The organism is Halomonas sp. C10-5 (genome assembly GCF_057169305.1).
Genome location: NZ_CP175665.1, coordinates 931,730 through 944,907 on the forward strand (window position 1 = coordinate 931,730; position 13,178 = coordinate 944,907).

Here is a 13,178-nt window from a genome sequence, read left to right on the forward strand (position 1 = left end):
CGACATGGAACCCATTTCTCAACTGGAAGGCAGCTTCGTCGACGTCGACGGCCGCTATGTGATCGTGGTGGGGCGCTTCAACCACCATGTGGTGGATAGCCTCGTCGAGGGAGCCGTGGATATCCTGGTGCGCCATGGTGTGGATGCCGAGAACATCGACATCGTCCACGTGCCCGGCGCCTGGGAGCTGCCGCTGGCGGTCCAGCAGGTGCTCAAGGTGGCACGCCCCGAGGCGGTCATCGCCCTGGGCGCGGTAATCCGCGGCGGCACCCCGCACTTCGAGTACGTGGCGGGCGGCTGCAACACGGCGCTGGGCAACCTGCAGCTGGAGTTCGAGACCCCCATCGCCAACGGCGTGCTCACCGTCAACTCCATCGAGCAGGCCATCGAGCGTTCCGGCACCAAGGCCGGCAACAAGGGCGCCGAGGCGGCCATGGCGGCCATGGAGATGGTCTCGCTGATGCGCCAGCTGGGCGGTGGCGCCGAGGAGGAGGCATGAGCCGCGAGCGTACGCCCTCGAAGGCGCAGCAGGGGCGGCGTGCCGCCCGCGAACTGGCGGTGCAGTGTCTCTATCAGTGGCAGATGACCGGCAAGTCAATGAGTGCGGTCGAAGTGGAATTCCGCAGCCAGCTGGCCGACGATGACCTCGAGGACCACGAGAACTGGCACAAGGTCATGGAGATCGCCGATCTGGCGCTGTTCCATGAGCTGGTGCACAACGTGGCGCGCTTCCGCGCCGACCTCGACGCCTCCATCGCGCCGCTGCTCGACCGCAAGCTCGAGGAGCTCGACGCCATCGAGCTGGCCATCCTGCGCCTGGGCGCCTACGAGCTCTCGCGGCGCCTGGAGGTGCCGTACCGCGTGGCGATCAATGAGGGCGTCGAGCTGGCCAAGTCGTTCGGTGCCACTGACGGCCACAAGTACGTCAACGGCATCCTCGACAAGCTTGCCGGGCGCCTGCGCGGCGCCGAGGTGGCCGCCCGCCGCCGCTGAAGGGTGACCGGATGCACAGCGAATTCGATCTCATCGCGCGCTACTTCACTCCCCCCGTCGCCGATCCCGAGTCCGGCGTGGTGCTGGGCGTGGGCGACGACTGTGCGCTGCTGGCCCCCACCCCCGGGCGCCGGTTGGCGGTGAGCGTCGATACCTCCGTATGCGGGGTGCACTTTCCCCCCGACGCCCCCGCCGAGACGGTGGGCCATCGGGCCCTGGCGGTCAGCCTCTCCGATCTGGCCGCCATGGGTGCCAGGGCTCGCTGGTGCTTCATGTCGCTGTCGCTGGAAGAGAGCGAGGACGCCTGGCTGGAGGGCTTCTCGCGTGGCTTCCTGGCACTCTGCGAAACGACCGGCACCCGCCTGGCCGGGGGCGACATCACACGCGGTGAGCTGGCCATTGGCGTCACCGTGATGGGCGAGGTGGCACCCGAGGCGGCCATGACCCGCGGCGGCGGCCGTCCTGGCGACCTGGTGGCGGTGACCGGCGCCCTGGGTGGCGGTGCCGGTGGCCTGGCGGCGTGGCAGGCAGGCGAGCGCGACCCTGCCCATCCGCTGCTGCAGCGCTACCTGACACCCCGGCCGCGGCTGGCCGCCGGCGAGGCCCTGGCCGGGCTGGCCACGGGCGCAGTGGATATCTCCGACGGGCTGCTCGCCGACCTGGGCCATATCCTCGAACACTCCGGGGGCGGCGCCCATCTCGAGCCCGAGGCGCTGCCGCTGGCCGAGGGTCTGGTGGCGGCGCTGGGCGAGGAGGGCGCACGCCAGGCGGCGCTGACCGGCGGCGATGACTACGAGCTGCTGGTGTGCCTGCCCGCCGAGCACCTGGACGAGGCCCGCCGACGCCTGGCAGCACTCGAGTTGCCGCTGACGGTGGTCGGTCGCCTGACCCATGCGCCGGGCGTCAGCGGCGTGCCGGCGGCCCAGCGCACCGGTTGGCAGCACTTCCGTGGCGCCCCTCCGGGAGGCACTCCATGAATCGCGCCCCATCCAGCGTCTGGCATCGTCCCTCCCACTTCCTGGCCTTCGGCCTGGGGAGCGGCACCGTGCCCTGGGCGCCGGGAACCTTCGGAACCCTGGCCGCCATCCCCTTCTACTGGTTGCTTTCCGAACTGCCACTCTCCTGGTACTGGGGGGTGGTCTTCATCGCCTTCGTGTGGGGCGTGTGGTTGTGCGAGAAGACCTCCCGCGACCTCGGCGTCCACGACCATTCGGGTATTGTCTGGGATGAGTTCGTGGGCTACTGGATCACCATGGCGGCAGTGCCCTTCTCCTGGGAGTCGGCACTATGGGGGTTCCTGGTCTTCCGGGTATTCGACGTGATCAAGCCGTTCCCCATCCGCTGGGCCGACCGCCATGTGGCCGGTGGCTTCGGCATCATGATCGACGATGTCCTCGCCGGCATCTACGCCTGGAGCCTCATGCATCTGTGGTTCTGGCTGCACTAGCACGGCACGGCGGTATTTCGCGAATGCCGTAGCAGGCGTCGCAGGGAAGGGAGTGAGCATGCGCAAGGAACGACTGATCGTGCCGGTGGTGGTAGGGCTGGCGCTGGTCTGGGCGGTGGCCCAGTACGCCGCCTCGCTGCTCTTCGAACGCGAGCTGCTGCGCACCCTGAACGACCTGGAGGCGCGCGGTGAGCTGGTGGTCGAGCGTGAGGACGTGGAACGCGGCTGGCTCTCTTCCTCGGGACGGGTGCTGATCGCCCCGCTGCTGGGCGATGGCTGGCAACTCGCCTTCACCTATACCGCGCGCCACGGCGTGCTCAGCACCCGGCTGGACGGCGAGATCCAGCCTACCCTGGGGCCGGCCCAGCGGCGCCTGTTCGGCGATGCGCTGCCCTCCACGGCGCCGCGCTGGCACGCCCGCTACCAGACCCTGGGCGGCGCCCTCAAGGGCAGTGTCGGGCTGTCTCCCTTCGTGGTTCGCCAGGGCCAGCGCGAGCTCGACTTCCAGGGTGGGCAGGTCACCTTCGGCGGCGAGTACGGCGACTGGTGGCTGCGCGCCCGTCTCAAGCCGCTGCGCCTGACCGACGGGGTAGTCACCCTGGAGGCCGGCCCGGCCAGCCTGGAGAGTCGCTACGCCTATACCGCCGATGCCCACCATTTCACCCAGCATGACCTGCTACGCCTCGACCGGGTCTCCTGGAGTCAGCCGGACCTCGAGCTGGATGGCAGCGAGCTGGTCTACCGCAGTCGCATGCAGCTCGACGACAGCGAGCTTCTTATCGACGGCGAGCTCAACCTGGGGGAGGTGCTGGCCGCCGATCAGGTGCTGCTTACCGGAGGCGCGACGGCGCAGTTTTCCCGCGTCGATGCCGAGGCGTTGCGTACCCTGCTGCGCCGCCTGCGCGAGGAGGTGATGACGGGGGGCAGCGACACCCCGACGCCCCGCCAGCTGATCGAGCGGCTCGAGCCGGAGTTCAAGGCGCTGCTGCAGGATTCGCCACGCCTGGATGTCACCGCCGTGGCACTCGACAGCCCCATGCTGGGCCTTTCCGCCCAGGGCGAGGGGGCGCTGATCTTCGATCCACGGCGCCTCGATGAGCTCAGCGTCGCACGACTCGATGATTCCGCCGAGCAGGCCCGTTGGCGCAGCCGCCTGGACGGCGACTTCGTGTGGCGCGAGGTGCCCACCGTGGTGGCCCTGTGGCTGGGGCTGCCCCTGGACACACGAGAGCTGGCGGTGGACGTGGTGCGGGGCAAGGTGCGCGTCAATGGCCGCCCGCTGCCACCACTATGGCGATAGCCAGACTTGAAGTTGCCGGTCATCGCCCGCATTCCACAGTCCATCGGCATATGCCCAACCGCTTGGACAGGGAGACCCCATGAGCGACGACCAGGACCGCCACGATTCTGACGAGCCGGAATGGATCCACGACGAGCAGGAGCAGGACGAGTCCCTCGACCTCGGTGAGGCGTCCGGCGACAGCCAGCGTTCCGTGGTGCCGGCCCGAGAGGCGCTGCCCGAGCGCATCTACCTGCTTCCCATCCATAACCGCCCCTTCTTCCCCGCCCAGGTGCAGCCTCTGGTGATCAACCGCGAGCGCTGGGAGGAGACCATCGAGCGGGTGGCCAAGACGCCCCACCATACTGTGGGCCTGGCCTTCGTCGGTGATGCCGCCCTGGAGGGTCTGGATCACGGCGACTTTCCCGAGATCGGTACCGCGGTGAAGATGCACAAGCTGCAGGGCGAGGATGACCAGCTGCAGTTCATTGCCCAGGGCCTGCAGCGCTTCCGGATCCAGCGTTGGATCTCCCGGGAGCCGCCCTACCTGGTGGAGGTGAGCTACCCCCGCGAGCCGGTGGATGCCGAGGCGGACGAGGCGCGTGCCTATGCCATGTCGCTGATCAACGGCATCAAGGAGCTGCTGCCGATCAATCCGCTCTATGGCGAGGAGCTCAAACACTACCTCAATCGCTTCAGCCCCCACGAGCCGGGGCCGCTCACCGACTTCGCCGCCGCCATCACCTCGGCCAAGGGGCACGAGCTGCAGGACGTGCTGGCCACCCTGCCGGTGCTGGCTCGCATGCAGAAGGTGCTGCCGCTGCTGCGCAAGGAGATCGAGGTCGCCCAGCTGCAGAGCGAGATCAGCGACCAGGTCAACGCCCAGATGCAGGAGCGCCAGCGTGAGTTCTTCCTGCGCGAGCAGCTCAAGGTGATCCAGCGCGAGCTGGGCATCTCCAAGGACGACCGCGAGAACGACGTCGACACCTTCCGTGACCGCCTCGAGAGCCTGGTGGTGCCGCCCAAGGTGCTGACCCGCATCGAGGAGGAGCTCGACAAGCTGGCGGTGCTCGAGACCGGCTCGCCGGAGTACGGCACCACCCGCAACTACCTCGACTGGTTGACCAGCATGCCCTGGGGCGTGCGCAGCCAGGACCAGCTCGACCTCACCCATGCGCGCCAGGTGCTCGACCGCGACCACGACGGCCTGGCCGACGTCAAGGAGCGCATCGTCGAGTTCCTCGCCGAGGGCACCTTCAAGGGCGACGTGGGCGGCTCCATCGTGCTGCTGGTGGGGCCACCCGGGGTCGGCAAGACCTCGGTGGGTCGCTCCATCGCCGAGGCGCTGGGCCGCGAGTTCTACCGCTTCTCGGTGGGCGGCATGCGCGACGAGGCGGAGATCAAGGGGCACCGGCGCACCTATATCGGCGCCATGCCCGGCAAGCTCGCCCAGGCCCTCAAGGAGGTCGAGGTCGAGAACCCGGTGATCATGCTCGACGAGATCGACAAGATGGGGCAGTCCTTCCAGGGTGACCCCGCCTCGGCACTGCTCGAGGTGCTCGACCCGGAGCAGAACGTCGACTTCCTCGACCACTACCTGGACGTGCGCCTGGACCTCTCCAAGGTGCTCTTCGTGTGTACCGCCAACACCCTGGACTCGATTCCCCCGGCGCTGCTCGACCGCATGGAGCAGATTCGCCTCTCCGGCTACATCGCCGAGGAGAAGATGGCGATCGCCAAGCACCACCTGTGGCCCAAGCTGCTCAAGCGCGACAATATCCCCAAGAAGCGCATCAATCTCACCGACGCCGCGCTGCGCCAGGTGATCGAGGGCTATGCCCGGGAAGCCGGGGTGCGCCAGCTCGAGAAGCAGCTGCATCGCATCGTGCGCAAGGCGGCGGTCAAGCTGCTGGAGAGCGAGCAGCAGTCGGTGAAGGTCTCGGTGAAGAATCTCGAGGAGTACCTGGGGGCGCCGCTGTTCCGCAAGGAGCAGGTGCTCCAGGGCGAGGGTGTGGTCACCGGCCTGGCCTGGACCTCCATGGGCGGCGCGACCCTGCCCATCGAGGCGGGCAAGGTGCATTCGCTGACCCGCGGCTTCAAGCTCACCGGCAAGCTCGGCGAGGTGATGCAGGAGTCGGCCAACATCGCCTACAGCTATGTGCTGGGGCACCTGGCCGAGTATGGCGCCGACGCCGACTTCTTCGATTCCGCCTTCGTGCATATGCACGTGCCGGAGGGCGCCACGCCCAAGGATGGCCCCTCGGCGGGGGTGACCATGACCACCGCACTGCTCTCGCTGGCCAAGCACCAGGCCATCGATCGCAACCTGGCGATGACCGGTGAACTGACCCTGACCGGGCATGTGCTGCCGGTGGGCGGTATCCGCGAGAAGGTGATCGCCGCCCGGCGCAGCGGCATCTTCGAGGTGATCCTCCCCGAGGCCAACCACCGCGACTACGACGAGTTACCGGAGCACCTCAAGGAGGGTATGACCGTACACTTCGCCAGGCGCTACAAGGACGTGGCCAAGGTGGTATTCGGGTGACCCGGCTGCGCCGGAGCCGTAAGCCGTAAGCCATAAGCCATAAGCTGGAAGAACCCCCGGAGCCCGTTACCACATGGGCTCCGGGCTTGTTACCGATAACGGGACTCCCCCCATGATGAGATCTCTGGTAGCACTAGCCTTGGGCATGTCGGCGGTGGGTGCCGCTGCTGCGGAGCGAACGCTCACTGTCTATACCTACGACTCCTTCGTCTCCGAGTGGGGGCCGGGGCCCGCCATCGAGGAGGCCTTCGAGGCGCGCTGCGGCGACTGCGACCTGCGCTTCGTGGCACTCGACGGTGGCGTGGATATCCTCCAGCGCCTGCGCCTGGAGGGGGAGGGCAGCGGCGCCGACCTGGTGCTCGGTCTCGACATGAACCTGATGGCCGAGGCCCGTGAACTCGACCTTCTGGCGCCCCATGGCGTCGACACGAGCGCGCTCGAGCTGCCCATCGCATGGGACGACGACACCTTCCTGCCCTACGACTGGGGCCACTTCGCCTTCGTCTACGACAGCGAGCAGCTGGAGGATCCGCCGGGCAGCTTCGCCGAACTGCTCGAGGCCCCGGACGACGTCAAGATCATCCTCCAGGACCCACGCACCAGCGTCACCGGCCAGGGGCTGCTGCTGTGGATGAAGCATGTCTACGGCGATGAAGCCCCTGCGGCCTGGGCGATGCTCAACGAGCGGGTGCTCACCGTGACCAACGGCTGGAGCCAGGCCTACTTCTCGCTGTTCATGAACGGCGAGGCGCCCATGGTGCTCTCCTACGCCACCTCGCCGGCCTACCACATGGCGGTGGAGGAGACCGATCGTTACCAGGCCGCCGAGTTCGCCGAAGGCCACTACCTGCAGGTGGAGACCGCGGCGATGCTGCGCTCCAGCGACGAGCCCGAGCTGGCCCGCGACTTCCTGGCCTTCATGCTCACGCCCGACTTCCAGCGTCATATCCCGCTGGGCAACGTGATGAACCCGGCCATCGACCTGGGTGACGAGCTGCCGGCGGTGTTCGAGCGGCTGATCGACCCCGAGAGCCTGACGTTCACTCCCGAGGAGGTGCGCGACAATCGCCGCGCCTGGATCCGCGAGTGGCTGAACGCCGCGGCGCGTTGACGCCGCCGCGCTGGGCGCGCCCCTCACCCTGGCCGCCGGGGCTGGGGTTCGCCGCCCTGGCGCTGGTGGCGGGCCTCGGGCTCGGCAGCCTGGGGGCGCTGCTGTGGCAGGCCCGCGAGGTGCACCCGGCCATGCTCTGGCAGGAGCCCTGGCTCGCCGCCATCCTGCGTTTCACCCTGTGGCAGGCCACGCTCTCCACGCTGCTCAGCGTGGGGCTCGCCGTGCCCGTGGCCGTGGCCCTGGCGCGGCGACCCGCCTTCCCCGGCCGGGCCCTGCTGCTGCGCGCCATGGAGCTCTCGCTGGTACTGCCCACCCTGATCGGCCTGTTCGGCCTGGTGGCGGTGCACGGCCGGCGTGGCTGGGCGGCGCCGTTGTGGGAGTGGCTCTTCGGCCTGGAGGCCGGTTACCTCTATGGCCTCTCGGGCATCGTGCTGGCCCATGTGTTCTACAACCTGCCGCTCGCCGCGAGGCTGATGCTGCAGGCCCTGGAGACGGCGCCGGCGGCCCACTGGCGGCTGGCCGCCCAGTTGGGGCTTTCGCGGGGGGCAATCTGGCGCACCCTGGAGTGGCCGCGCCTGGCCTCGCTGATCCCGCGGCTGGGGGCGCTGGTCTTCACCCTCTGCTTCACCAGCTTCGCCATCGTCATGACCCTGGGCGGGGGGCCGCGCAGCTCCACCCTGGAGGTGGCGATCTACCAAGCGCTCAAGTTCGACCATGACCTGGCCCTGGCCGCGCTGCTGGCGCTGACCCAGCTGACGATCTGCCTGACGCTGTGGCTGCTGGCACTCTCCCGGGGTGGGGCGCCCTCGCTGATGGTGGGCAGCGTGCGCCTGCCGGCCCTGGGACGCTGGCGCCGCCGCGACGCCCTGGGGCTGTCGCGCTGGATCGATGGCTTCTGGATGCTGGCCCTGGTCGCGCTGCTGGCCCCGCCCCTGGTGGCCATCGTCATCGCCGGCCTGGGCGGGCTCGCCGAGCTACCCCGGGCCGCGAGCCTGTGGCCGGCGGCGGCGAGGAGCCTGGTCATGGCGCTGGGAGCGGGCCTCGGGGCCCTCGTCCTGGCGCTGGCGCTGCTGGCCGGCAGCCGCTGGCTGCGCCGCCGCGGTCGCGGAGTCCTGGGTCTGGTCATGGAGGGCGGCGGTCAGCTGATTCTGGTGGTACCGGCGCTGGTGCTGGGCACCGGGCTCTTCCTGCTGCTGCGCCCCACCCTGGGCAGCGGCTGGGAAGGCTACGCCCTGGTGGTGTTAGTCAACGCCCTGATGGCGCTGCCCTTCGCCATGCAGGTGCTGCGCGGGGCACTGCCGGGGCTGACCGCCCCCGAGGCGCGTCTGGCCGACCAGCTCGGGGTGCGCGGGGCCGCTCGGTTGCGCTGGCTCACCTGGCCCCGGCTGCGCCGCCCTCTGGCCCTGGCGCTGGCCTACGCCATGACGCTGTCGCTGGGGGACTTCAGCGTCATCGCCCTGTTCGGCAGCCCCTCGGCGCCGACCCTGCCGATGCTGCTCTACCAGCAGTTGGGTGGCTATCGCTGGCAGGGTGCGGCGGCCACCGCCTTGCTGCTGCTGGTGCTGGTGACCCTGACATTCGCCGTGCTGGGTGGCCTGACCCGCCGTCCACCGCGTCCGCGCTGGAGACCCTGAGATGCTCGACTGTCGCGACCTGACCTTCCATTACGACCGCGCTGACCCCGGCGAGACGCCGGCCTTCTGCTTCACCTTCCGCCTGACTCCGGGTGAGTGCCTCTCGGTGGAGGGCCCCTCCGGCTGCGGCAAGAGTACCCTGCTGGGGCTGCTGGCCGGCTTCCTCGAGCCCGAGGGCGGTACCCTGACCTGGCAAGGGGAGGACCTGCTGGCGCGTCCGCCCTGGGGGCGTGGCATCACCACCGTCTTCCAGGAGCACAACCTCTTCGACCACCTGCCGGTGTGGGCCAACCTGGGGCTCGGCCTGGCGCCGGACCTGCAGCTGACCGCCGACCAGCGCCGGTGCATCACGGAAGGCCTGGCCGATGTGGGGCTGGCCGGCCTCGAGGCGCGCCTGCCCAGCGAGCTCTCCGGCGGCCAGCGCCAGCGAGTGGCGCTGCTGCGCGCCCTGCTGCGGGCCTCGCCGCTGCTGCTGCTCGACGAGCCCTTCACCGGCCTCGACGAGGCCACCCGCGAGGGCCTGTGGGCGCTTGTGCACCGGCAGAAGGAGGCGGGCGCTGCGGTGATCCTGGTCAGCCACGACCGCGACGACATCGACGCTCTGGCTGATCGCCGCTGCCGGCTGGAGGCGGGACGGATGGTGGAGATTCCCGTGCGGGCTTAGATCATCGCCGAGGCCGCCAGTGCTTCGGCATTGGGTGAGGTTCCTCGGGTGGACGTTCGGCATTATAGTGATTGCTGAAGTATGCAATCACAACATGCTCAATACTGGACATTCTGGGAGACGCCGATGCCCCGCCTTAGCCGCACCTTGCTGGCCACCACCACCGCAATCCTGATGGGAGCCGCGGCCCTGCAGGCCCATGCCGAGACCCGCGTGACTTACAAGTCGGCGTCCGCGGGTACCGCCTACTACCAGATGGGTGTGGAACTGGCCGAGGCCATTCGACAGGGTACCGATGGTGAAGTGGTGGTGACCCTGGAAGAGAGCCAGGGTTCTGTTCAGAACGTGATGGAGGTTATGGCGCGTCAGGGGAACTATGTGTTCACCACGCCGCCGGGCTTGGTGGAGAGTGCTCAGGAAGGTTCCGGCCCCTTCGCCGAGCGTCAGAATCCCCGCTTCCAGGAGATTCGTGGCCTCTTCCCGATACCGGCAATAACGATGCACTTCGTGCTTGCCGGTGACGAAGGCGTTGTAAATATCGAGGCGCTCGAGGGCAAGGAGATCCTGATTGGCCAGGGCACCTTCGGCGCCCGTGAGGCCCAGCGCTATCTGGAACTCTTCGACCTCATCGACAGGGTGGAGGTGGCCAACGCGAGTATCGGCAGCGGTCCTGATGCCTTGAAGAATGGCCAGATCGACGCCTTCGTTACTGCCAGCTCCTTCCCCACCCCCAACGTCATCGAGACTGCCGCCAGCATGCCGGTCAGCCTCGTCAGCCTGAGCGATGAGCAGATCGAGATGACGGGTGCTGCGCGTCAGACCATTCCAGCAGGCACGTATGCCGGCGTCGATCAGGATGTGGAGACTACCTCGCTGCCGGTCATCGCCTACACCACCACCGGCATGGATGAAGACACCGCCTACAACCTGACCCGGACCTTCTGGGAGCGTCGTGATGCGATGGCCGAAGAAGCCGCCTGGTGGGGCAGTATCACCCACGACATGATCGACAATATCGCCGGTACCCTGCATCCGGGGGCCGTACGCTACTACGATGAGGCCGGCATCGAGATCCCCGACGAGCTGCGCTGATGTCTCACTCCACATCGTCATCAACATCGCCGGCTCCGGCCGGCGATGTCGTGTCTGCTCCGCTGCATCCCGCCTGGGTGACGCTCGGTGCCGTCAGTGTCATCTTCCATCTGGGGCTGATCTTCTATGGGCTTGCGCCGGCGCTGATCAGTCGCCCCGTGCACATGGCCCTGGCGCTGCCCTGGATCCTGATCTTCATGGCGCGCACCCGCTTCGAACGCCTCAGCGGCTGGGTGCTGACCGTTCTGGGCGTGGTCGCCTGTGGTTATATTGCCTTCAATCACGACGTCCTGATGCAGCAGTATGGTTTTATCGACAATACGCTGCAGATGGCGATCGGCACCTTCCTGGTGCTGCTGGCGCTGGAGACGGCACGGCGTGCCATCGGTTGGCCGCTACCGCTGGTGGCCCTGGTGGCGTTGCTGTATGGGCTGTTCGGCAATCTGGTACCTGGCCAGTTCGGCCACCCCGGCATGCCGCTGCCGAGCTTCATGGGCACTCTGACGATCTCGGAAGGTGGCCTCTGGGGCTCGCTGACCGGCGTCAGTGTCGGTGTGGTGGCGATCTTCGTGATCTTCGGGGCGGTGCTCAATGCCGGTGAGGCGGGGCGGGGGTTCATGAATCTCGCCGGTGCCATGGCCGGCCGCTTGACCGGTGGCGGGGCCAAGGTCTCGGTGATCTCATCGGCACTGATGGGCTCCATTTCCGGTTCTGCCTCGGCCAATGTGGCTTCAACCGGAGCCATCACGATTCCCTCCATGGTGCGCCTGGGGTACCCGCGTGCGCTTGCCGGTGGCGTGGAGGCTGTCGCCTCTTCCGGTGGGCAGATCATGCCGCCGCTGATGGGCGCTGGGGCCTTTGTCATGGTGGAGCTTACCGGCACGCCCTACACGCAGATCATGGCGGCGGCAATGCTGCCAGCGATTCTCTACTTCTCCACCGTCTGGGTGGGAATCAATGCCTATGCTACCCGGCACGACCTCAAGCCGGTTGCCGAGGCAGATCGCCCTTCTGGGCGTGAGGTCCTGATCACCTCGCTGTTCTTCACCGTTCCCTTCGTGATCCTGCTGGAACGGATCTTCCTGGGTGGTAATACGCCCCAGTATGCGGCCAGCCTGGCGATCTTCGCTGGGCTGGCACTGCTCTTCTTCGACGTTACGCTTTCCTTCTCGCTGCGTGGTTTCGGTTCGCGGCTTGCCGAGGCGCTGCTGACGGCCGGACGCCAGGTGGCGGTGATCGGCTCGATCATCATCTGTGCCTCACTGGTGATCGGTGTGCTGTCGATGACCGGGCTAGGAGTCAAGATCACCTCGGGTATCCTCTCGCTTTCCGGGGAGATGTTGTGGCCGGCGTTGCTGCTGACCGCCCTGGCCTGCCTGGTGCTGGGGATGGAAGTTCCCACCACTGCGGCCTACGTGATCTGCGTCTCGGTGGCCGGCCCGGCATTGACCGAACTGGGTCTGCCACCGCTGATGGCTCACCTCTTCGTGTTCTGGTACGCGCTGCTCTCCACCATCACGCCTCCTGTATGTGGCGGGGTCTTCATTGCTGCCGGCATGGCGGGTGAGAGCTGGCTGAAGGTGGCCTTACGGGCCATGGCGCTGGGGATCGGGCTCTACCTGATTCCGCTGGCCATGGTGGCCAACCCGGAAGTCATCCGTCTGGCATCTTCGCCGGTGGCGGCCTTGTTCGACATGGTCAAGATTGGTGCCGGGCTGTCAGCCATCTCCTTCGGTGTGATCGCGCGGCGGGCGGTGTGGCTGCGCCTGCTGCTGATCGTCGCGGGGGCGGTGATCGTCTTTCTGCTTTAGGAGGTCGCGATGCGTTTTGCCACCCTGGGTCCTGAGGCCAGCAACCATGCGCTGGTGTTACGTCGCTATCTCGAGCGGCGCGGTCCCGCCGGCGCGGAAATCCAGCTGTTCGAGGCCTTCCCCGCGGCCTTCGAGGCGCTCCTCGCTGGCCGGGTCGATCGGGTGCTGCAGTGTAGTGCCCACTTCAGCCACGCCGATTGCGTGGGGCGCACTATGCACCGTGCCTTTCCGGTGGATACCTTCGTTGCCGGAAGTCGTCCGTTGGCGCTGTTGGCGAGGACGGGGGTGGGCGCCCCGGCGAGGGTAGGTTTGCAGCCCGCCACGCGCTACTACACGGATCTCTCGACTTTCAGCGAGCAGCGTGACTACGCCACCATCGTGGCGGTGTCGGAGGCGTTGTTGTCAGGGGAGCTCGATGCCGGTATCTGCGCCTGGGAAGCGCTTGAGCGAAACCCCGATCAGCTGCGCCTGATGGAGGACCTGGGGCCGGCGCTGGATGTCTGGGTGCTCTACGGCACTCGGCCGCTGCCCGAGGACCACCCGCTGGTACTTGCCTGAGTCACTGGCCTGACGGCCGGTCGCGTGCCAGAATCGTGGGCTGA

Annotated in this window: 12 protein-coding genes; all 12 read left to right on the forward strand. The window is 67.8% G+C overall.

Annotated features, from left to right (window positions below; translation table 11 throughout):
* Nucleotides 1-4 precede the first annotated feature (4 nt).
* Entirely contained in the window at nt 5-499 is a 495-nt protein-coding gene (gene ribH / locus ACJ7IV_RS04355) for a 6,7-dimethyl-8-ribityllumazine synthase (protein WP_213311347.1), read from the forward strand.
* On the forward strand, nt 496-993 hold the full coding sequence (nusB, locus tag ACJ7IV_RS04360) for a transcription antitermination factor NusB (protein ID WP_232913647.1): 498 nt from the start codon (nt 496-498) through the stop codon (nt 991-993). Before ribH ends, nusB begins: the two co-directional genes overlap by 4 nt.
* An 11-nt stretch (nt 994-1,004) precedes the next feature.
* Nucleotides 1,005-1,970 carry a thiamine-phosphate kinase gene (thiL, locus tag ACJ7IV_RS04365; protein ID WP_483865938.1) on the forward strand — a complete coding sequence of 322 codons (966 nt, stop codon included), beginning with the start codon at nt 1,005-1,007 and terminating at the stop codon, nt 1,968-1,970.
* Nucleotides 1,967-2,440 carry a phosphatidylglycerophosphatase A family protein gene (locus ACJ7IV_RS04370; protein ID WP_161431090.1) on the forward strand — a complete coding sequence of 158 codons (474 nt, stop codon included), beginning with the start codon at nt 1,967-1,969 and terminating at the stop codon, nt 2,438-2,440. The genes thiL and ACJ7IV_RS04370 overlap by 4 nt, the downstream gene beginning before the upstream one ends.
* Nucleotides 2,441-2,498: 58 nt before the next feature.
* Nucleotides 2,499-3,740 (forward strand): DUF945 family protein, encoded by a 1,242-nt coding sequence (locus tag ACJ7IV_RS04375; RefSeq protein WP_483865939.1) that lies wholly within the window; start codon nt 2,499-2,501, stop codon nt 3,738-3,740.
* Between the two features lie 79 nt (nt 3,741-3,819).
* Complete coding sequence (gene lon / locus ACJ7IV_RS04380) at nt 3,820-6,264, forward strand: endopeptidase La (RefSeq protein ID WP_483865940.1); 2,445 nt, start codon at nt 3,820-3,822, stop codon at nt 6,262-6,264.
* 112 nt (nt 6,265-6,376) lie between these two features.
* The gene (gene thiB / locus ACJ7IV_RS04385) at nt 6,377-7,375 is read left to right on the forward strand and encodes a thiamine ABC transporter substrate binding subunit (protein WP_483865941.1); all 999 of its coding nucleotides are present in this window, start codon (nt 6,377-6,379) and stop codon (nt 7,373-7,375) included.
* Nucleotides 7,351-9,009: a thiamine/thiamine pyrophosphate ABC transporter permease gene (thiP, locus tag ACJ7IV_RS04390; protein WP_483865942.1), complete on the forward strand. Its 1,659-nt coding sequence runs from the start codon at nt 7,351-7,353 to the stop codon at nt 9,007-9,009. The genes thiB and thiP overlap by 25 nt, the downstream gene beginning before the upstream one ends.
* Nucleotide 9,010: 1 nt before the next feature.
* The gene (locus ACJ7IV_RS04395; protein ID WP_483865943.1) at nt 9,011-9,673 is read left to right on the forward strand and encodes an ATP-binding cassette domain-containing protein; all 663 of its coding nucleotides are present in this window, start codon (nt 9,011-9,013) and stop codon (nt 9,671-9,673) included.
* 126 nt (nt 9,674-9,799) lie between these two features.
* A complete protein-coding gene (locus tag ACJ7IV_RS04400) occupies nt 9,800-10,765 on the forward strand; it encodes a TAXI family TRAP transporter solute-binding subunit (protein ID WP_483865944.1) in 966 nt (321 codons plus the stop codon).
* Nucleotides 10,765-12,576, forward strand: coding sequence for a TRAP transporter permease (locus ACJ7IV_RS04405; protein ID WP_483865945.1), 1,812 nt, complete (start codon nt 10,765-10,767; stop codon nt 12,574-12,576). Before ACJ7IV_RS04400 ends, ACJ7IV_RS04405 begins: the two co-directional genes overlap by 1 nt.
* A gap of 9 nt (nt 12,577-12,585) precedes the next feature.
* Complete coding sequence (locus ACJ7IV_RS04410; protein ID WP_483865946.1) at nt 12,586-13,134, forward strand: hypothetical protein; 549 nt, start codon at nt 12,586-12,588, stop codon at nt 13,132-13,134.
* The last annotated feature ends 44 nt before the right edge of the window (nt 13,135-13,178 follow it).